18 protein-coding genes are annotated in these 20384 nt (G+C 34.0%); 9 read left to right on the top strand and 9 right to left on the bottom strand.

The window, feature by feature from the left end; genetic code table 11:
• The first annotated feature begins 35 nt into the window (after window positions 1-35).
• The 5 genes from DF185_RS11980 to DF185_RS11960 are packed head-to-tail and all read left to right on the top strand — an operon-like array spanning window position 36 to window position 6911.
• Window positions 36-1166, top strand: coding sequence for a zinc metalloprotease (locus DF185_RS11980; RefSeq protein WP_110360997.1), 1131 nt, complete (start codon window positions 36-38; stop codon window positions 1164-1166).
• 1 nt (window position 1167) lies between these two features.
• Window positions 1168-2103, top strand: coding sequence for an arginase family protein (locus DF185_RS11975; protein WP_165836023.1), 936 nt, complete (start codon window positions 1168-1170; stop codon window positions 2101-2103).
• Window positions 2100-3194: an LpxL/LpxP family acyltransferase gene (locus DF185_RS11970; protein ID WP_110360995.1), complete on the top strand. Its 1095-nt coding sequence runs from the start codon at window positions 2100-2102 to the stop codon at window positions 3192-3194. Before DF185_RS11975 ends, DF185_RS11970 begins: the two co-directional genes overlap by 4 nt.
• Before the next feature lie 5 nt (window positions 3195-3199).
• Window positions 3200-4573, top strand: coding sequence for a radical SAM/SPASM domain-containing protein (locus DF185_RS11965; protein ID WP_110360994.1), 1374 nt, complete (start codon window positions 3200-3202; stop codon window positions 4571-4573).
• On the top strand, window positions 4563-6911 hold the full coding sequence (locus tag DF185_RS11960) for a TonB-dependent receptor family protein (protein WP_110360993.1): 2349 nt from the start codon (window positions 4563-4565) through the stop codon (window positions 6909-6911). The genes DF185_RS11965 and DF185_RS11960 overlap by 11 nt, the downstream gene beginning before the upstream one ends.
• A gap of 46 nt (window positions 6912-6957) precedes the next feature.
• Here the strand turns inward: DF185_RS11960 and DF185_RS11955 are convergent, their stop codons facing one another.
• The 6 genes from DF185_RS11955 to DF185_RS11930 all read right to left on the bottom strand — a co-directional run bounded on the left by DF185_RS11955 (window position 6958) and on the right by DF185_RS11930 (window position 13484).
• On the bottom strand, window positions 6958-7437 hold the full coding sequence (locus DF185_RS11955; protein WP_133250030.1) for a hypothetical protein: 480 nt from the start codon (window positions 7435-7437) through the stop codon (window positions 6958-6960).
• A 10-nt stretch (window positions 7438-7447) separates the two neighbouring features.
• Window positions 7448-7837 carry a hypothetical protein gene (locus DF185_RS11950; RefSeq protein ID WP_110360991.1) on the bottom strand — a complete coding sequence of 130 codons (390 nt, stop codon included), beginning with the start codon at window positions 7835-7837 and terminating at the stop codon, window positions 7448-7450.
• 66 nt (window positions 7838-7903) lie between these two features.
• Window positions 7904-8458: an RNA polymerase sigma factor gene (locus DF185_RS11945; protein ID WP_110360990.1), complete on the bottom strand. Its 555-nt coding sequence runs from the start codon at window positions 8456-8458 to the stop codon at window positions 7904-7906.
• A gap of 322 nt (window positions 8459-8780) precedes the next feature.
• Entirely contained in the window at window positions 8781-10844 is a 2064-nt protein-coding gene (locus DF185_RS11940) for a transketolase family protein (protein ID WP_243421769.1), read from the bottom strand.
• A 158-nt stretch (window positions 10845-11002) separates the two neighbouring features.
• Entirely contained in the window at window positions 11003-12379 is a 1377-nt protein-coding gene (locus DF185_RS11935; RefSeq protein ID WP_110360989.1) for a vWA domain-containing protein, read from the bottom strand.
• Window positions 12380-12440: 61 nt separating this feature from the next.
• Window positions 12441-13484 (bottom strand): transglutaminase domain-containing protein, encoded by a 1044-nt coding sequence (locus DF185_RS11930; RefSeq protein ID WP_110360988.1) that lies wholly within the window; start codon window positions 13482-13484, stop codon window positions 12441-12443.
• 181 nt (window positions 13485-13665) lie between these two features.
• On the opposite strand from DF185_RS11930, the gene ychF reads away from it, so the two are divergent.
• The 4 genes from ychF to DF185_RS11910 all read left to right on the top strand — a co-directional run bounded on the left by ychF (window position 13666) and on the right by DF185_RS11910 (window position 17413).
• A complete protein-coding gene (gene ychF / locus DF185_RS11925; RefSeq protein ID WP_110360987.1) occupies window positions 13666-14766 on the top strand; it encodes a redox-regulated ATPase YchF in 1101 nt (366 codons plus the stop codon).
• A gap of 145 nt (window positions 14767-14911) precedes the next feature.
• A complete protein-coding gene (gene crcB / locus DF185_RS11920; RefSeq protein WP_110360986.1) occupies window positions 14912-15289 on the top strand; it encodes a fluoride efflux transporter CrcB in 378 nt (125 codons plus the stop codon).
• 57 nt (window positions 15290-15346) lie between these two features.
• Window positions 15347-15697, top strand: a complete 351-nt coding sequence (locus tag DF185_RS11915) for a DUF190 domain-containing protein (RefSeq protein ID WP_110360985.1) — start codon at window positions 15347-15349, stop codon at window positions 15695-15697.
• A gap of 90 nt (window positions 15698-15787) precedes the next feature.
• Complete coding sequence (locus tag DF185_RS11910; protein WP_110360984.1) at window positions 15788-17413, top strand: alkaline phosphatase family protein; 1626 nt, start codon at window positions 15788-15790, stop codon at window positions 17411-17413.
• Window positions 17414-17783: 370 nt separating this feature from the next.
• Here the strand turns inward: DF185_RS11910 and DF185_RS11905 are convergent, their stop codons facing one another.
• The 3 genes from DF185_RS11905 to gldE are packed head-to-tail and all read right to left on the bottom strand — an operon-like array spanning window position 17784 to window position 20263.
• A complete protein-coding gene (locus tag DF185_RS11905; RefSeq protein WP_110360983.1) occupies window positions 17784-18416 on the bottom strand; it encodes a 4'-phosphopantetheinyl transferase family protein in 633 nt (210 codons plus the stop codon).
• Window positions 18416-18997 carry a gliding motility lipoprotein GldD gene (gene gldD, locus DF185_RS11900; RefSeq protein ID WP_110360982.1) on the bottom strand — a complete coding sequence of 194 codons (582 nt, stop codon included), beginning with the start codon at window positions 18995-18997 and terminating at the stop codon, window positions 18416-18418. The genes DF185_RS11905 and gldD overlap by 1 nt, the downstream gene beginning before the upstream one ends.
• 27 nt (window positions 18998-19024) lie before the next feature.
• Window positions 19025-20263, bottom strand: a complete 1239-nt coding sequence (gene gldE / locus DF185_RS11895; protein ID WP_110360981.1) for a gliding motility-associated protein GldE — start codon at window positions 20261-20263, stop codon at window positions 19025-19027.
• Between the last annotated feature and the right edge of the window lie 121 nt (window positions 20264-20384).

The raw sequence follows: 20384 nt of genomic DNA, 5'->3' as shown, positions 1-20384 counted from the left end.
GAATGCCTCATATCCTACTTTAAAGATTAATAAACATGCTAAATCGCAATATAACTCTTAAGCAATTGGAAATTGTAAAAAACAGTGAGCAATTTGTTGTTGTTTACAGGGATAAAATATTTTATGTCGGCGATTTGATGGGTTTAATCTTAATCGACCTTAAAAATGGGCTTTGTTTAGAGGAGATATGTAAAAAGAATAATCAAGTTGATTCGTGTCCTTTCATTAAAGTTGAAATCAATAATTTCTTGGATAATATCGGAAATTCCTCTAAGAGCAAGCAAAACAATTATATCTATTTTAAAGTGCCCTTACTTAAACAAAAAGTAGTGGTGTTTTTATCACGATTTTTTATTCCATTATTTAAATCCAGAACAATTGCATACATGTCGGTTATATCAATTGCCTGTAACTTACTTTATCTGTTCAACAGTCAAGTGTTACCTGATGTAAAATTGAATTCAACAACAGCATTGTATTACTACATTATTTTATTGATTTGTTTTGTGATTCATGAACTAGGACACACGGCAGCTTCGATCAGTTTTAATGTTACTCCAAAGGAAATAGGTTTTGGTATTTATATCATATTTCCTGTTTTATATGCAGATGTAACTCGTGTATGGATTCTGGATAAATCAAAGAAAATTATTGTGAATTATGCAGGTATTTATTTACAGTTGATACTAAACTGCGTATTAATAGTTGTTCAGATGGCTTGCAGCAATACATATGCTAATTTATTTAATGGTATTATAAAAGCAAATATATCTGTAATCATATTTTCTTTATTTCCATTTATAAAAAATGATGGATATTGGATTATTAGTGATTATTTCGGACTGAATAACCTATTGAGTAAAGCAAAAAGAGTTCCGGTTTACCTGTGGTTAAATAAAAAAATAGACTTCTCCCCGAAAAGCAATATAGTCATTATTCTATTTTCGTTATGTTATTATATATTTAGGTTTTATGTTATATATATAACTGCAAAGTTATTCACAAGAGTGCTTTTTTCTATGCCAAATGAGACAATAGATTTTGGTTTTATTTTAAAATTAAGTTTAAGTGGGCTTGGTTTATTCTTCTCTGTATATAGTACCTATAAATTGATTGAACTCCTTGTCGGTGAGTATAAAAATAATGCAACATTAAAAAATGTGTGAAATGAATTTAATTAAATCGAATTATACAATTTTTTCATTGGAATCTCCGGAATTTAAAGATATTAATGAGGCGGTTGTTTTTATTGGAGTTCCATTCGGAAAAGGAAATTTTAAAAATGACAAGTGTTCAAAGTTTCCGGGATATTTGAGAAGTTATATGTATGGTAAAAATATCAAACTTAAAAACCAATGTAATTTTAAATATCTATCTACAAAAATTGACTTTGAAAAGTTAAAAGAACTTATCAAAAATAATCAGATCGTAGATTTGGGAGATATATGGATTTTGAACAATGAAAATGCCAAATTTACTTATGAAAATATCTACAACACCTACAAAAGTTTTCTTGAAAAAAAGATAGTACCATTTTCCATCGGGGGCGATCATTCTATTAGTTATCCTATTGTTAAAGCATTAAGTCATTTTCATGAGCAAATACAAATTCTTCATTTTGATGCTCATTTGGATGTATCGAACTCAGAATTACAGAAAAAATTTTCGGAAGAGGGAAGAGTTACGCACCACTTTGGAAATGTAATGAAATTATGTGCTGACTTAAATCAGGTGAAAAAAATTGTACACATTGGTATCAGGGATTTTGTTAATATGAACTACGAGCTGCCCCAAGAATCGATTGTGATTTATAATGATGAAATTGAGAGTAACTTGCTCGATGCCATTGATCCCAATATTCCAACCTATATTTCTTTTGATATCGATGTATTGTGTCCATCGTTAGCACCTGGGACAGCCACTCCTGTATGTAATGGACTCTTCTTCTCTGACATTGTAAATGTTTTAAAAATTCTTCCGGATGATTTGAACGTAATTGGTATTGATTTGGTTGAAGTTAATCCAGAACTAGATCAGAAAAACCAAACAACTCAAATTGCCACACAACTGATTTCTTTATTAGTAAATACCATTAAATTATGAATGTAAAATATAAACAAGCGGTTGACGAAATAAAGGAGAATACTAAAAATCTCTCTCAAATAGATGCTCGTGGTAGATTAAAATTTTTGAATTGTATTAGTGCCAGAAGAGTTTTTTTAAAGGATAATTTTGATGGTTTGGAATTTTATAGGAATATTATTCAAGCCCGAGAATTTTCCATTATTGATGAAGAGGATAAGCTGAATTCATCCTCGTTTAAGGTAATTGGAGCAAAGGCTGAATATTTAAATCAAGTTAATATCTATGCTCTATTTCATTTGGGTTCATACAGATTACCAAATCACTACTTTTCTTCTCAGGGGATGAATTTTTCGATACTGCTTAATGACAGTGCTTATCAGTTACGGGACAAGTATAAAGATTTATTCCAAATTCATAAGACCGAAGAGAACCAAAAGTTGAACTTTATAAATGCAGAAATTCCAAGTTCATTGTTGCAAATTATCAGATCCTTGCGTTCTGGGTATTCCTTGAGTGTTTACATAGATGGAAATGAGGGTGTAGTTAATTCTGAAAACCAGGAAAAATTTGCGGCTGTTAATTTCTTTGGCGAAAAAATATTGACTCGCAAAGGAATTGCTAATGTGGCATACCGAACTGGAACACCTATTATTCCTGTTATTACTTTCAAGGAGAATGATACAAATATAATCGAATTTTTGGAGCCTATCGAGGCAGATAAATCAATAAAACAGGCTGAAAGCACATTAAAACTTATCCAGACTTTATGGAATGTTTTAGAGATGTATGTGAAAAAATATCCTAATCAGTGGCAAGGTTGGATTTGGATACATAAGTTTATCAATAGAAAAGGAGTAAGTTGTATACAAAAAGGAAAGTTAAATGGCCAATTTATTTTTAATGCAGAAAGATATTCTTTCCTGAAAAAGAATCAAACCGTATTTCTGTTCGATCATGAAACCTTTATCAATTTTAAGATTAATAATTCGCTTTTTACGATACTTGATTATTTGCGATTCAATAAGTTAGAATATGAAAGGCTTCGAGAAATTATTTCTGAAAACCTTTTGAATGATCTTTATACCAATAAAATTATACTAAACTCTTAATAGCTATGAAACTAAAAACATCTGAGTATATTTATACATCGCCTATAACAATTAAGGATAAGTTTAAATTAATTTATTCTACTAGATCGGGACAACTTTTGGTTATTCCTAAAAGTTATTTAAGCCAAAAAGAAAACAAGACATCTATTGATATGAATAAATTGAGTAAGGAATATTTATTTGGTTTAAAAGATAAGAGCTTTTTGGTGCCGGAAAATGAGAATGAAATTGAAACCGTTGTAGAGAATGCACTTCAAAGTGCACAAGACACCGAAGTTCTTTATAAAATTATTTCATTGTCGGCCAATTGCCAGTTGGCTTGTAAATATTGCGGACAGTCCAATTACAATAAAAATATTTCTGAAAATTTTTATTCTTCAATTGAAGAAAGAATTGTAAATAATTTGAAAACAAATCAATTTAAGCAATTGAAAATAGGATGGTTTGGTGGAGAGCCTTTGCTTGCAATAAACACAATAAAGAACTTTTCAGAAAAATTTATTGTTTTGGCAGAAAAATTTAATTGTTCGTACGAGGGGATGATTACTACCAATGGCTATTCTCTCTCGTTGGAAAATTTTAAGTTACTAAGAAAATACAAGGTTAATGTTTTTGAAGTAACTATTGACGGCCCAAAAACTACTCATGATAAACGCAGAAACTTAAAAAATGGAAGTGGTTCTTTCGATAAAATTATTAGTAATTTAAAAAGTATCCATCAATATTGTATAGAAAATAAAGAAAATCCAACCATAAATATAAGGTGCAATATAGATAAAGAAAATCAGAATGATATTGAGGAACTAATAACATATTTGCATGACAATAAATTGTTTCCGTTAATTCGATTTTATATTGCACCTATTATTGACTGGGGAAATGATGCATCTAAGAATTCCCTTTCTAAAAAGGAATTTTCACAACTTCACATGAACACCATCAAACATTTGAAAGAAAATGATATAAAATCGGTATTTCCATTTTTTCCAACTGCTCCTAAATTATCTCTTTGTACCCTTACGAGTGAATATGGCGAACTGTTTGATGTAGAGGGAAATATTTACAAGTGTACGGAAACTTCCTATGTAGATGCATATCAGGATAAACTGTTTAATATTGGTTCTCTTAAGGAACCATTCAAGAAGTACGATCACAATCTTAGAAAAGATTGGTATGCAAAAATTTTAAATGGAGAACTCAAGTGTTCAACTTGCAAGTTTTATCCGTTATGTGGAGGAGGATGTCCAAAATCTTGGATGGAAGGCGAGCCACCTTGCCCTAGTTTTGTTTATAATTTTGAAGAAAGATTATTAACATACTTTTATATGACCAGAACTGACAATCAAGTATCTAATAAAAAGCAGTATTATGAAGCTTAAATTATTCATTTTTCTAATATGTTTTGTCTTTGGTAAAATCTGTTTGTCGCAGAATACAATCAAAGGGACAATAACTGATGATAAGCATATTCCCATAGAGGGATTTAATGCTACACTATTAAACCCTTCTGATAGCACATTGATTAAAGGAGGTTTCTTTTTAAACGGGAAGTTTGAATTGCAATGCAATAAGAAGGAGAAGTTTCTAGTTTATTTAAGCTCACTGGGATTTCAGGATACTATCTTCCCTATTGAAGTAATTGATACGGTTAAGATCATTCCTGAAATACATTTAAAAAAGCAGGATATTCAATTGGATGATGTTACTGTTAAAGCAAGAAGACAGCTTTATATGCAAACAGCAGATAAATTAGTTATGAATGTTGAAAAAACAGTCTTAAAAGAAGCAGGTGATGCTACGGATGTTCTAAAAAAATCAGTTAAAGTAAATGTTGATAGTGAAAATAATATTTCGGTTTTAGGAAAGGGGAAAGCTTTTGTTTATTTAAATGGTAAGAAAATATCATCCAATGAGATACTATCCCTGATTCCTTCAGAAGAAATTAAGTCTGTTGAAATAATAGATAATCCATCGGCTCAGTATGACGCAGAAGCAATGGCCGTTGTAAATATCATCACCAACAAGAATAGTAATTTGGGTTCGGCAGCAAAGGTTATTCACACAACAACTAAACGAAACTCTTTTGAGAATTCTACCAATCTGCAATTTTCAAAAAGAAGTCCTAAGAACAACTTGTATGTAAGTTATTATTTTTTGAATAAGAAGCGCAAGTACGAAAATGAGTACATCAGGGATTATACGCAAACAGAATCGCCTTCCGTATTATTGAATGAAGTAAATGAGAAATTTTCATTGAATCCGCAACACTCATTGCGGATAAATGATGAAATTGTATTTAATAAATACAATAGCCTTAATTTGGTACTTAATGGAAGTTATTATAAAGGAAAGTATAATACTGACAACCGAAATAGAATATTCGATAGTAGTATAACGGATGATGCGAATGAGGAATTTACTTCTGATATTGACAGTCGAATAAAAAGAACTTTATTGAATGGATTAATCAATTATAGGATAAAATCAGAGAATAATAATCGTGTTTTAGATCTGTCTGCAGAAAAATACTACTATGATAGTGAGAAAGATGAATCGATTCTTGAGGTACTGAATGGGAAGCCTAGTAAAAAAGCAAATGAGATTGATAATCAATTTAACTTTTATACTTTGCAGACCGATTACAAGCAAGTTTTTAATCCATCGTTAAAATTAAACTCAGGAATTCGATATTCCAGATATAAGAATGAAAGTACAACCAATTATAATTCTTCGGTAAGTTCGAGAAATGAGTTCTTTGAAAATTTAGAAGATGAATTTATTGCACATGGAGTATTGATGTTTTCAGCAAACAAATGGAGTTCTAAATTGGGAGTACGACTAGAAAAATTGAAGCGCGATACCGAATTAGGTAATGAAGAAATAGTGGACAGAGATTCGTGGGATTGGTTGCCTAGCTTTTTGCTTAGCAGAAAATTGAGCGAGAAGTCTCAATTAAGTTTGTCGTATTCCAAGAAATTGGTTCGACCATCTTTTCAGGATTTAAATCCTTCAATTAGTTATATTGATTCATTGTCTTACTTTCAGGGGAATCCTAATTTAAAAAATGCGCGGATACAAAATCTTAATATGAAGTTTTCTTATATGAAGTATGCATCAATATCTTTGTTCTACAAAAAAACTAAGAATGCCATTGTATGGTATATTGACTCTTCTGAAGAAAATGATCAAATTGCAATTGGAACACAAAAGAATATTGATTTGCAAACTACTTGGGGTATGGATGTAGTAATACCATATCAAACTAAAAAATATACTGTTTATCTCGCTTCGGGATTTGAAAAAATCAATAACAAAGGCTTTTATGCGGATCTTGATAAGACCAAATGGTATGTTAAATCTGGTATTGACCTAAGTCTTCCTTATAAATTAAATGTCAACCTTACTGGATTGTATTTCTCTGATGGAGTTAACGGAATATGGTCGTATGAAGAAGCATTTAAAATTGATGCTGGTCTGAGTCGAGCTTTTTTAAATGATAAATTGAATGTTTCCTTAACCTTTGAAGATATTTTCAAGTCGAATGAGATGGAATCTAATGCTAAGTTCAATAATAGATTTATTACTTATAAGTACTATTACGATGATTCTTTTGTTCGTTTAAGAGTTAGTTATAAATTGAATAAAATTAAGAAGGGTTCCAGAATAAAATCTCTCCTGAAAGATCAGGAAAATAGAATTAAGTCTATGTATAAATAAATTTTTATAAAAAGAGGCTGTCGATTGACAGCCCTTTTTGTATGCTTTAGTTTCTTTCACGTCGCCCCATATGACGGCCTTTTTCTTTAATCTTTCGCAGTAACATGCCCTGAAATTTTTTCTCGGCATGATAAAGTTCCAAGACCTTTTTTATGGGAAGTATCTTTTTAAACTTCTCGTGATATTCCTTATTCAGTTGAGCATCTTTAATTCGATACTCAATCATATTATCACTAATTTGAACCAATTCTTTATCAGGAACACTATCTAAACCATTTCTGATTTTGCGAAACAATACTCTTCCTTCCTGTCTAAGTTGTTCTTTTTTGTCTTCCAATTCATTGTAAACAGGCCAGAACAATTGTGCCTCCTCAGGAGTTAATTCCAACCTTTGGGTAATGAATGATACCTTTTGTGCTTGAATTTCCTTGTGCATTCTGCCATGTCCTTCACCTCTTCCGTGCTGTGCATTAGCCGACAAGCAAAATGTCAGTAATATAGATATTGATAGGATTAATCTGTTCATATTTCAATAATTATAAGTTCGCCAATAATTCATCGGTTGCGATATCGTAATCCGAAAGATACTCAATAATTTCATCAGAAGAAGTTTCGGACATGCTGTCAAAGAAGAAATCAGATTCTACATTCTCAGTATTAACGGCACTGCTGTCCTCTATTTGTGAAATTGGTTGATTTTGAAAATCAGTAGGAACTGCAGTAGTCAAAATCAATTTGGCTATAAGTACAAATGCAAGTACACTAGCAGCCATCCACATATATGGCTTCAGAATTTGAATCAAATTCTTTTCCTTTGGATTCTCTTCCTGTTCTATTCTTTCATTAATTCGATCACTTAGGTTCTCGAAATAATTTTCAGGAACTTTAAATGGTTGATCTTTTTTCATATCCGACAGATTATTCATGATTCGTATATTTTTTAGACTGTCAAAATTCAATTTGGTTTAATCGCTATTGCTGAATTAATGTATCTAACATTCAAGCTTTAACAGAGATTCAATTTTCTTTACTGCATGATGATAGGAAGCTTTTAAAGCTCCAACTGAAGTTTCAAGAATTTCCGACATATCCTCGTACTTCATTTCATCAAAATATTTCATGTTAAAAACCAGGCGTTGTTTTTCGGGCAATTGTAATATTGCCTTTTGCAATTCGATCTGAGCCTGATCTCCATCGAAATATTCATCAGCTTCCAAATTTGCAATCAGCATTTCTTCCACATCTTTATTGGCAAAGGCAATGCTTCTTCTTTGCTTGTCTTTCAGAAATGTTAACGATTCGTTGGTTGCAATTCTATACATCCAGGTAAAAAGTTTTGCATCGTACCTAAAGTTAAGCAAGCCTTTCCAAATCTTCACGAAAGTGTTCTGCAAAACATCGTCTGCATCGTCGTGCGACAATACAATTTTCCTGATTTGCCAGTACAGCCTTTCCTGATATTTTTTTACCAAAAGAGAAAATGCTTCACTTTGAGTTTTCTTATCCTGAAAAAGTTGTAAAATTTCTTCGTCAGTTATTTGATTCATCTATTGTTTAATTAAAGCTTTAACCTGATAATGCATGATAAAAGTAGCCATTTGCAACTGTATCACGAAAGGTAAGACCTAATTCTTTTGAAAAGGTTTAATTGAAGTGTAAAAATAGCTAATCACCCAAACAAATTTTCAAGCTATTCCCTTTCTTCTGCGTTAAACTTTTTCGCCGTAGTTATTGCTATGCCTGTAAAGTTTGCCTTGAATAAAGAAAAATATAATTGAAAAATTTAGTTCGTTTAATTAACGATATTTACACTAGGGCAAAAAAAATCCGGAATCAAATTGATTCCGGATTCATATCTTGAATTGTGAATTATTTTTGAAGAAGAGCTTCAACTTCTTTCACAACATTTTCAGCAGTATAACCAAATTTCTCATCAAGAACTCCAGCAGGAGCTGAGTAACCAAAATGATCTAAACCAACAGCTTTACCGTTAGCACCAACCAATCCTTGAAGAGTAACAGGCAAACCAGCAGTTAAACCAAGAACAGGAATTCCAGCAGGAATTATTTCGTTTTGGTATTCTGCAGATTGTTGTCTGAATAATCCTTCTGAAGGAACTGAAACGATTTGTACTTTCAAACCTTTGTCAGCTTTCAAAATTTCAGCACCAGCGACTAAAGTAGAAACTTCAGAACCACTAGCCAATAGAATAACATCAGGAGTAGATTCTGGTTTTTCAACAATGTAAGCACCTTTTTCTGCAGCCAAAGCTTCTTCGTATCTGTTTCCGCTTGCAGCAGGAAGATCTTTAATATTCTGACGAGATAAGATCAATGCAGTAGGAGTTTTTGTGTTCTCCATAGCCATTTTCCAAGCAACGGTAGCTTCATCAACATCAGCAGGACGAAGAGCCAATAAACTCATTTCACCTGAGTGATTTTTCAATTGCTCCAATAAACGAATTTGAGCTTCTTGCTCGATTGGCTGGTGAGTTGGTCCATCTTCACCTACACGGAAAGCATCGTGAGTCCAGATGTACTTCACAGGAACTTCCATAAGAGCAGATAAACGCACTGCAGGCTTCATATAATCAGAGAATACGAAGAATGTACCACATGCAGCGGTAACACCACCGTGAAGAGCAATACCGTTACAAATTGCAGCCATTGTTAGCTCAGCAACACCCGCTTGCAAGAATGCACCAGAGAAATCGCCTTTAACAATTGCTTTTGTCTCTTTTAAGAATCCATCTGTTTTATCTGAGTTACTCAAATCGGCAGATGAAACGATCATGTTGTCAACATTCTTTGCCAATTCAGCCAAAACAGCAGAAGAAGCAGCACGAGTTGCAGCACCTGATTTCTGTACAATTGCAGCATAATCGATTTCCGGAGCATCACCGCTAAAGAATTTTTCCAATTTAGCAGCTAGTTCAGGATTTGCTTTTGCCCATTCAGCTTGTTCAGCTTTTTTAGCAGCAGCATATTCTTGTTTCTTTTTAAGAACTTCTTTGTAGTATTCTTCAACTTCAGGGAAAATCTGGAATGGATTTTCTGGGTTACCTCCTAAGTTTTCAACAGTTTTGTCTAGAGAAGCACCCGCAGCACCTAATGGTTGACCGTGAGTTGATACCATATTTTCAAAGCTAGCACCTTCAGCGTCAACAGCACCTTTACCCATTAAGGTTTCACCAATAATAAGAGTAGGGCGTTCTGTTTCGTTGTTAGCAGCAAGCAAAGCTACGCGAATTTCTGAAGCGTTGTTACCATCGATGGTAATTACGTTCCATCCCCAAGCTTCGTATTTTTTAGCTGTATCTTCGGTTGTAACTTCTTCAACTTTAGTTGAAAGCTGAATGTTGTTAGAGTCGTAGAACATGATTAGGTTACTTAAACCTAGAGTTCCTGCAATTCTACCAGCACCTTGTGCAATTTCTTCCTGAATACCACCATCAGAAATGAAAGCATAAGTTTTGTGTGACATCCAATCACCGAAACGAGCCGCTAAGAAACGCTCAGCAATTGCTGCACCAACAGCCATTGTGTGACCTTGTCCTAATGGACCAGAAGTATTTTCAACACCTCTTTCGAAATCTACTTCAGGGTGACCAGGAGTTGGAGAACCCCATTGTCTGAAGTTTTTCAGATCATCCATGCTATAATTTCCTACTAATGCAAGAATAGAATATAACATTGGAGACATATGACCCGGATCAAGGAAAAATCTATCACGATTAATCCATAGTTTATCAGTTGGGTCGAAGTTTAAAAATTCGGAGTAAAGTACATTTACAAAATCAGCACCGCCCATTGCACCTCCAGGGTGACCAGATTTTGCTTTTTCTACCATAGCAGCTGCAAGAATACGGATATTATCCGATGCCTTATCAGTTACCGTAAGATCCATTTGGTTGTTCATTTCTTTTAGATCCATTTGAAATTAAATGAGATTTTAATGATAAAAACTTGGTAAGGTTTTATTTAATGGATGCAAAGATATACAAAAATGTTATCCTGCATGAGCGAATCCCATCTAAATAATAGATACTTAGAGAAAAGTAAGATATTTTATAAAACTGTAAATCAATATGTTTAGAATCTTACAGATCTTGACTTTCCTGAAAATATCTCAAAGCTTGTTTTTCTGGAGTTTTGAGATAGTGAAGCGTTTTTGTTTCTGTAGATTACATGATAAACACCAGGTTGCAGGGTTAAAGTTTCTCTTAGCTTTTTATCATCAATGTCATAAATCCACTCTAGTTTACCTTTGCGTTGTACAAAAAGACTGCAAGGTCCGCTTGATGGTTTAAAAATGGTAGCCAAGCCAGGTTGAGGAATTTTAATACTGGTTGTAGAACTTTGGGCAATTTTTACATTTGGAATTGTAATTCTTGGAAGAGTAAGAACCTCTAAATTATAATTACCAGTTATATATTTGATGCTTTGATTTACTTTTTGTGTATTTATAATCTGGGTATCAATTTTAACTAGAGTTTGCAAATCCTTATACATATTAGTTCGATTCGATTCAATTTTTAAAAATCCTTGAGGAGCATCGAATCCTATTTTGCTATGTTTTCCTGGCTGAATGGTGACACTATCTTTATACAATTCAGGAATGGTATGAATGGTAATGTTGTAGGTTAAAAGAGGATCAATATATAAAGTGTCCGGATTTCCTTTTGCATTGAGAGTGTGCATAAACTGATAGCGAACCTTTCCCGAAACATTGTTGTAGAAAGTCATGGCCACATCAGTTTCTGTTGGATAACCATTGGCATCTATCAAATTCACCTGGGCAGATGTTTTGTTTAAAACTTGAGACATTACATATTCTAAAGTACCGCCAAACTTTTCTTCATGCTCAACTTGTAAATAGTTTCCAATACATTCAAAACTACTTTTAAAATTAACATCAAGACCAATACCTATAATAAATGGTTTTAAAATGATTCCAGCTTTTTGCAATTTGTCAGATACTTCACACGGATCACCATCACATGCTTCCACACCATCAGTAATTAAAATCACCACGTTACGAATCCCAGCTTTGGTAATGGGAAAGTCATTGGCTGCCATTTCCAACGAGTGTGCTATTGGTGTAGTTCCTTTTGGAATAAGATATCGTAAAGTTTGCCTGATTTTTCCAGCATTATTATGTGAGAATGGAACTTCTAGCTTGGTGTCGTTGCAATCTTGAGGAGGAACAGGACTTTGATGACCATATACCCTTAGTGCCATCTCAACATTATTTTCGCATTCAAGGCTATCCACCATTCTGATTAGGAACTTTCTGGCAATATCTATTTTCTTTGACTTTTCCCAAGAACCATTCATACTTTGAGAGGCATCGAAAATGAAAAGAATTCTTGTTTTTTCTTCAGCTTGAGTAGCTTTGTTTTGCGCAAATGATGTTTCAGCAAAAATAACTGCTAGTAGGGCGATGATTAAGTGGGGATATAGTTTCAAAACAAAATATTAATGATTTATCTGACAAAAATAAGAAACCATTTATTATTGAATAACTTAATCAATCCAAAAAAATAAAATTCTCACTTTCCTGATCAATAATCCGCTCTATAATTCTCAAATTATCCAAACTTTGTAACCTCATTATTTTTGATGAAATATCTGTTGAGGTACTAAATAATTCAATGGCTTTTGTAAGTTTTTTCTTGGCTTTTAAAAAGTGATAATACTGCAATGCATCAATATCTCCTTCGTAGTTCAGAATAATTCTTGCATATCGGTAATACTCCATGGCCAAGTTAAATTTGTTCGCCGGATTAACACGGAAAATTTCATCAGCAGTTTTTAACCTCTGTTTTGCACTCGATAGTTGCTTATATTCTGCAATACTATCATTAAAATGAAAGTGCTTTGGAGCTTCATCTAAATGTTTGATAATGGCTTCTTCACCTGCATTAAATACCTCCAAAGAAACAGGATTCGTTAAAAATTGCCACATAGGTATTAATGGCAAATGTGTATTAATAAATTCTTCTGGCAGAGCCATGAAAAACTCATTGGCCTGACTTTTTATTCCAGTATGCTCTAAAATAGCGTTGGCCCAGCTTAAATCAAAACAAAACCAAACTCCATCAACTTTTGCGACATTCCATGCATGTGTGGCACGATCCTGTAATGCTCCATTTTTAGTAATATATCCACTAATTGAATAGCATTCTATTCCCGATTGATCACAGAAATATTGAAATAGACGCGAAAATCCTTCGCATACAGCTATTCTTCGTTTTAGAACACAAACTGGTGATGAACAATTGTTTGAGCCAATATAGAATAATACTTGGGGATCATATAACAGTTCAATTTGATTTTTGTAATTGATGTTTTTAATAATCCAAAAATAGAAAGCTCTTACTGCTTCAGCTTGATTAGTGCTTGGTTCGATTAAATAATTGTGAAGATTTATAATGTTATTGGTGACACTATCAGGCGTTTTTCTAACATGTCTGTCGATATGACCAAATTTAATATTTTGTGACTCCTGAGCATTTATTGATGCAAGAGGAATAAAGGACAGAAGTAATATGACTATTAATTTTCGATTCATAGTTGTGACATAAAACTAGCAAAATATAAGTTAAATAGTTCATTTCGTAAGATTCTTTTTATTCGATTAACATTTTTTTAGGAGATAAAAAGGAAAATTGGCACATCGGAAATTTAAATGTACTTTTGCACAGATTTTTAAAAATAGAATTAAAAGCAAATCAAAATAATATAGAATTGCCATGGCATTACAGTGCGGAATTGTAGGATTACCAAACGTGGGTAAATCGACTTTGTTTAATTGTTTGTCGAATGCGAAAGCACAATCGGCTAACTTTCCTTTTTGTACCATTGAACCAAATGTGGGTGTGATTACCATTCCTGATGAAAGATTAATTAGATTGTCAGAGTTGGTGAAGCCAGAAAGAGTTCAACCTTCTGTAATGGAGATTGTGGATATTGCTGGTTTGGTAAAAGGAGCTAGTAAAGGCGAAGGACTAGGAAATAAATTCTTATCGAATATTCGTGAGACCAATGCAATTATTCATGTATTGCGTTGTTTCGAAAATGATAATATCGTTCATGTTGATGGTTCTGTTGATCCAATTCGTGATAAAGAAACGATTGATATTGAATTGCAATTAAAGGATTTGGAAACTGTTGAGGCAAGACTGCAAAAAGCAGCCAAGTTGGCAAAGGTTGGAAAAAATCCGGAAGCAAAAAGATTGTGTGAAGTTTTGGAGCGTTACCGAGAAGCATTGATGCAGGGAAAATCAGCTCGTGTGATTGAATTGAGCGAGGCAGAGGAAAAGGTAACAACGGATCTTCACTTGCTAACAACTAAGCCTATTCTTTATGTTTGTAATGTTGACGAATCATCAGTAAAAGAAGGAAATAAACATGTTGATGCTGTAAGAGAAGCTGTAAAAGATGAAAATGCTGAAGTGCTGGTTGTTGGTGCAGGTATTGAATCTGATATTGCGGAATTGGAAACATACGAAGAGAAACAAATGTTTTTGGAAGACTTAGGTTTGGAAGAACCAGGGGTGAATAAGTTGATTAAAGCTGCTTTCAGACTTCTTGATTTGGAAACTTATTTTACTGCGGGAGTAAAAGAGGTGAGATCATGGACTTACCCAAAGGGTGCAAAAGCTCCGCAGGCAGCAGGTGTTATTCATACCGATTTTGAAAAAGGATTTATTCGTGCAGAGGTAATTAAATATGAAGATTACTCAGAACTTGGATCTGAAAATGCTTGTAAAGAAGCTGGAAAAATGAATGTAGAAGGTAAAGAATACGTTGTTCAGGATGGTGATATCATGCACTTCCGTTTTAATGTATAATTTACTTCAGACAATATACAAGATGGCCATTCAGTTTTGAGTGGCCATTTTTTGTATAAAATATATCAAACATTAGGAGTATATTTGCCACGGTGAATGATTTAGTATTATTCATTACCAATTACTCATTATTAATTAAATATACATGTTGCGTACACTTTTATTAATTGGCATGGGAGGTTTTTTGGGAAGTGTTTCCCGGTTTTTAATTGGACAGGGATTGCACCGAATTTTCGATACCATTTTTCCAATTGGAACCATGACAGTTAATATTGTAGGTAGTTTTATCATCGGAGTTGTTTACTCGCTTGCTGAGCGTGATAATTTAATTAGTCCTGAAATCAGGATGTTTCTTGCAGTAGGTTTTTGTGGTGGTTTTACCACATTCTCATCCTTCGCATTCGATAAATTGAACCTTTTAAAAGACAGCGGATTTTTGTATCTTTCTATGTATGTGGGAGGAAGCGTGTTTCTTGGCCTGTTGGCAGTATATTTAGGTACCCAGATTCATAAATTGTTTTAGTTCAGATTTTAGATTGAGATTATCAGTTCTAAGATATGATAACTTACATCTGAAGCGATGAAACTAAAAGGAAAGGCAAAATTACTTCGAGTATTTATTGGTGAAGCCGATAGGGTTTACCAGCGTCCTTTGTACGAAGCCATTGTTTATGGAGCCAAAAAATATGGCTTGGCTGGCGTTACGGTTCATCGTGGAATCATGTCTTTCGGAGCCAGTTCAAGAATTCATACCTCTAAAATATTTGCCCTTGCCGATGATTTGCCAATAATTGTTGAGATTGTTGACTCCACCGAAAAAGTAGAAGGGTTCCTTCATATCCTTGAATTGCTAATTGAAAAATCGGGTGGTGGAGGAATGATAACCATGGAACAAGTTGATGTGATTCGTTATCAACCACAAACTAAATAAGCCTGTAATTCTGCACAACATTTCCATAAATCAGAGTGAATCCATTATATTTGTTGCGGACAATTTTTAACCGCCAACACATATTTAAGGATGAACAAACGAATCGGATTTATATTACTGATATTTTTTATTGCCAACCTATCATTAGCTCACGCACAGCGAACTCGCAAAATTCCATCGGAACAACCAAAGTTGGTTGTGGGAATTGTAGTAGATCATTTGCGTCCTGATTATTATTTCCGATTTTCGAACCTGATTGGCGAAAAAGGCTTTAAGCGTTTAATGAACCAGGGAACCTACTGTAAAAATGCAAAGTTTAGCTACTTGTATTCACAAACAGGTCCCGATCATGCAACCATATTTACCGGAACGCCACCAGCTTATCATGGGGTGATTTCGCACGGGTGGTACGATCGATTATCAGGTGAATTAAACCTGGCAAAAGATGATCAAGCAGCTAAAATTGTTGGAATCGAAACAAAAGAAAAAGGCAAATCTCCTAAAAACTTATTGGCACCAACCGTTGGCGATGAAATCAAGTTATTCAATAACCATTCCAGGGTAATTGGAGTGGGCTTAAATGCCGAAGCTGCATTGTTTTCAGCAGGTCATGGGGCCGATGGAGCTTATTGGATGGATGATTTATCAGGAAAGTTTGTTACATCTTCTCATTATCAGGACACCCTTTACAATTGGGTAAGTGAGTTCAATAATAAGAACTTTGCTGATTTTTATATGGATCGTATCTGGACCCCATTCGATGGACAAGACAAGCCAGGAATTTCAGAAAAGATTTTGGGTAAGGTTGGACTTTCATCAGATTTCTATTACGATTTGAATAAGGAGAAGAGAACCTATGGATACAAAGCCATTAAAGCTACTCCTTTTGGTAACATGCTGGTAAAGGACTTTGCTATTTCTGCTATAATAAATGAAAACTTAGGGCGCGATGATGATACCGATTTTCTAGCCGTAACTTTTTCATGCTTGGATTACAAACACAGAGAACTTTCTCCTTTTTCTGCGGAAATGATTGATAATTTTATCAGATTGGATAGAGAAGTTGAACATTTTCTGGATTTCCTGGATGAACAGATTGGTTTGGAAAATGTGCTTGTTTTCTTGACTGCAGATCAATCGGCAAACTATACGCCTGAAAATTTAAAAGCACAAAACATTCCTAACGGATATTTTAGTTCCTACAATGCAATGGCACTTCTTAAATCATATTTGAATGTATTGTACGGTAGTGGCGATTGGATTTTAGGATACGATTCTCAGCAGGTCTATTTAAACCATCAGTTGATTGAAGATTCGAAACTATCTTTGGAAGAGATGCAGTTGAAAGCAGCCAATTTCTTGATTCAGTTTACAGGTGTGGCCAGCACGATTCCGGCCAGCAGTTTAATTACTGCCAACTATACGCATGGGGTGATGCAGAAGGTGCAGCGCTCTTTCAATCAAAAACGATCTGGCGATGTATTAATTACCCTTGAACCAGGTTGGATGCACAAGATGAAGGATGAAAGAGATGAAATTGCTCAATACAGCTACACAAATCAGGTTCCATTGTTCTGGTATGGATGGAAAATTAAACGTGGTACAGTATCTCGCACGGTTTACGTCGAAGATATCGTTCCAACAATTTCAAATTTCTTGAACATTTCAATCCCTGCAGGTTGCGATGGTAATCCTATTGAGGAGTTAACGCAGTAGGCTACGTTGAATAGAGAAGATATAGTGTTATAAGTTCAATTTTTAGTGTAAAAACTTGAAGTTTTAATGTCGAAAGGTAACACGGCAAGGTTGAAAGTTGAATTAATAACGTTCAAAGGAGAGCGTACGACATTAAAAGTTGAGTGGGTAATATTAAATCCTGAGGTTTTAGTGTTGAAACCTTACCTTTTAATGTTTTTTGTTGTCTTTCTAGGTTTGAAGGACTTGTTTTTTGATTGAAAAGACAGCTTTTCCCGCTGAAACCTGAGCTTTTAACGTTGAAATTTCAGCTGGCAATGTTGCCGACTTAGATTTCAACATTGAAAACACAAGTATTAACGTTAAAAGAACAAGAAATAATGTTGATACTTCAGGGATTCAAGGAATAAACCAACAAATACCCATCAAAATTTATGTGCTGAAAGGTATATGATTCAGAAAAATCATCACGACAAACTTCCCCTGTGAATGTATCTTGATCGGGTGAAAAAGGATGAATCTTCAACTCATTAATTAAATGCACATCCTTTTTGCCATAGAATTTAATCAAGCATTCCTTTGCGCACCAGTGTTGGTATAGGTGGAAAGTTCGATCTTGCTCTGAAATATTTTCCAGCTCCGATTCAGAAAGAAAGCGCTTTGCAATTCGATCAACCCTATCCGATAGGTATTCCATATCTAAAGCAGGAATGGAATGCTTACTTACAAATATAGCTGCAAAATTCTTGGTATGGCTAACGCTAATATTTAAATCGGAATCAATTAGAAATGGCTTCCCATGTTCGTTGTTCTCCATTCTTAAATCGGCAGCAATGTATTTCTGAACCAGCAATCGGGTAGTCAAATATTCTTTTTTCCTCGATTGGCTACCAAATCCATTGAATTTTTCAAGCTCCTTATCGCTTAATTCAACTTGATTTTTTAGGTAATCTACCTCTTCATCAATCTTCCAGATGTATAGATTACAATCGTCGCTAATATGTAGGTGTTTAAATAATGGCATTATTTCCACTCTAAGCTTTCAATCAACTTCACCATATCTTTATCGATATACTGAATTACTGGCGCCAAAGAATCTTGGTTGGGATGCTCTTTAAAGTAAAGTGCTCCACGCAAAAAATGCTTGGTACTATCCGTTGCAACAAATTGCACCGATGAGGCAGCATTTCCTTTAATTCTATAAATCAGCGCATATACATTTTTATCCTGATTTTGGAATGCTTGCTCTCCAATGGCATCAGCTTTAATGCTGTGTTTGTATGCCATTTTTCGCGAATCTTCCAGATACTCCTCAACATTTCCGTTTACACTTTTATAGCTTAAGTGAATTGTCGCCTTGTAATCGGGATACTGAATGTTTAACCAATATTTTTCGGCACCTTTTGTCTTGTCTGGTCTCACATTAGCAATTGACAATTTATCGAAACTGTATGGGTAATTATTGCTCCAGTTTTCGTACTGTTTTTCTGGCAAATCAATACGAAAATAACCTTTAGGTTTTGGCGTGTATTTTTCTTTACAGGATATAAATCCAAGTGCAAGAAAGACAATAAGAGTGTATGAAACGAACTGAGTTAACTTCATTTTGTACTTTATTCAGATGTAATGTTTTTATTTGGCTAATTTTACTTTAGGTGGAAGAAAACGAATTTTCTTGATTCTTCTATTATCAACGGCTTCTACAATAAACTTGAAATCCTTGTGCATGAATTCTTCTTTCTTTTGAGGAATTTCACCTTTCATTTCCAATAAAAGACCAGCCAATGTATCGGCGTCACCTTTAATATTTTCAAATAAATCAGAATCTAATTCTGTAATTTTAAAGAAATCGTTAAGCAAAGTTTTTCCTTCGAACAGGTAAGTGCCGTCTTTTTCTAGTGTATAAGTTTCTTTTTCTTCATCCGACTCATCTGGAATGTCTCCAATAATTTCTTCCAGGATATCTTCCATAGTAATAATACCAGATGTGCCACCATATTCATCAACAACAATGGCCATGTGATTTTTTTGAGTCTGGAACTCTTCTAACAAATCGTTGATTTTTTTGGTTTCAGGCACATAAAACGGAGGTCTGATTATCGATTGCCAACGAAATGTGTTTGGTTTGTGGTGATGAGGCAGTAGATCTTTCACATACAAAATTCCTTTCACGTTATCGAAAGTTCCATCGTAAACAGGAATTCTGGAATATCCCGAATCGATTAGAATCGATTTCAGTTTTCCAAATCCCATTCTTACGTCAATGGCAACAACATCAACACGCGATTTCATAATTTCCACCACATTGATGTTTCCAAAATTTACAATTCCTTCCAGAATTTCCATTTCTTCGGTGATTTCGTCGGCAGTTAATTCAAGTGCCTGCGATAAATCACCCATAGAGATGTTTTGTCTCTTGGAAATACGTTTGTTAACAATCGAAGTTGATTTGATTAGAATTGCCGACATCGGTCTGAATATCTTTTCCATATAGTACAATGGAAAAGCCATGAATTTCGAAAACTTAACCGATGTTTGCGTGGCATAAACCTTTGGTATAATTTCTCCAAACAATAATAACAGGAATGTGATAATCACCACCTGAACCAAAAATCCAATGGTTGGTGCATTCGAGAAATCTACTATCGAATTGGTAATAAAGCTGGAAAGGATAACAATACCAACATTTACAAAGTTATTACCAATCAGAATGGTTGCCAGTAGCTCCTCTGGCATTCTTAAAAGCTTTAATAATCGTCTGTTTTTTTGATTTTCTTCTGCTTCAATACCACTAATTTGTTGTGGTGATAAAGAAAACAAAGCAACTTCGGATCCTGAAATCAAAGCGGAGCAAAATAAAAGAAGTACCATTACAAGTAAACTTATAATGGTACTTATATCTAAAGTGTGAAAAACAATATCAGAATTGTTTAAAAATAGTGTTGAAAAACTGTCTGTTTCCAATTTTTTCTCAAGTTAGTTAACACTCGCG

Origin of the sequence: Marinifilum breve (genome assembly GCF_003202155.1) — a bacterium.
Classification (GTDB): Bacteria; Bacteroidota; Bacteroidia; order Bacteroidales; family Marinifilaceae; genus Marinifilum; species Marinifilum breve.
The sequence above is the reverse complement of the archived record's forward strand: the minus strand, read 5'-3'. Positions and strand labels throughout refer to the sequence as shown.

What these genes read in the sequence shown, in the direction of transcription:
- DF185_RS11980 (WP_110360997.1), top strand. Translation starts at nt 36, where the DNA reads ATGCTAAATCGCAATATAACTCTTAAGCAATTGGAAATTGTAAAAAAC.
- DF185_RS11975 (WP_165836023.1), top strand. Translation starts at nt 1,168, where the DNA reads ATGAATTTAATTAAATCGAATTATACAATTTTTTCATTGGAATCTCCG.
- DF185_RS11970 (WP_110360995.1), top strand. Translation starts at nt 2,100, where the DNA reads ATGAATGTAAAATATAAACAAGCGGTTGACGAAATAAAGGAGAATACT.
- DF185_RS11965 (WP_110360994.1), top strand. Translation starts at nt 3,200, where the DNA reads ATGAAACTAAAAACATCTGAGTATATTTATACATCGCCTATAACAATT.
- DF185_RS11960 (WP_110360993.1), top strand. Translation starts at nt 4,563, where the DNA reads ATGAAGCTTAAATTATTCATTTTTCTAATATGTTTTGTCTTTGGTAAA.
- DF185_RS11955 (WP_133250030.1), bottom strand. Translation starts at nt 7,437, where the DNA reads ATGAACAGATTAATCCTATCAATATCTATATTACTGACATTTTGCTTG.
- DF185_RS11950 (WP_110360991.1), bottom strand. Translation starts at nt 7,837, where the DNA reads ATGAATAATCTGTCGGATATGAAAAAAGATCAACCATTTAAAGTTCCT.
- DF185_RS11945 (WP_110360990.1), bottom strand. Translation starts at nt 8,458, where the DNA reads ATGAATCAAATAACTGACGAAGAAATTTTACAACTTTTTCAGGATAAG.
- DF185_RS11940 (WP_243421769.1), bottom strand. Translation starts at nt 10,844, where the DNA reads ATGGATCTAAAAGAAATGAACAACCAAATGGATCTTACGGTAACTGAT.
- DF185_RS11930 (WP_110360988.1), bottom strand. Translation starts at nt 13,484, where the DNA reads ATGAATCGAAAATTAATAGTCATATTACTTCTGTCCTTTATTCCTCTT.
- ychF (WP_110360987.1), top strand. Translation starts at nt 13,666, where the DNA reads ATGGCATTACAGTGCGGAATTGTAGGATTACCAAACGTGGGTAAATCG.
- crcB (WP_110360986.1), top strand. Translation starts at nt 14,912, where the DNA reads ATGTTGCGTACACTTTTATTAATTGGCATGGGAGGTTTTTTGGGAAGT.
- DF185_RS11915 (WP_110360985.1), top strand. Translation starts at nt 15,347, where the DNA reads ATGAAACTAAAAGGAAAGGCAAAATTACTTCGAGTATTTATTGGTGAA.
- DF185_RS11910 (WP_110360984.1), top strand. Translation starts at nt 15,788, where the DNA reads ATGAACAAACGAATCGGATTTATATTACTGATATTTTTTATTGCCAAC.
- DF185_RS11905 (WP_110360983.1), bottom strand. Translation starts at nt 18,416, where the DNA reads ATGCCATTATTTAAACACCTACATATTAGCGACGATTGTAATCTATAC.
- gldD (WP_110360982.1), bottom strand. Translation starts at nt 18,997, where the DNA reads ATGAAGTTAACTCAGTTCGTTTCATACACTCTTATTGTCTTTCTTGCA.
- gldE (WP_110360981.1), bottom strand. Translation starts at nt 20,263, where the DNA reads ATGGTACTTCTTTTATTTTGCTCCGCTTTGATTTCAGGATCCGAAGTT.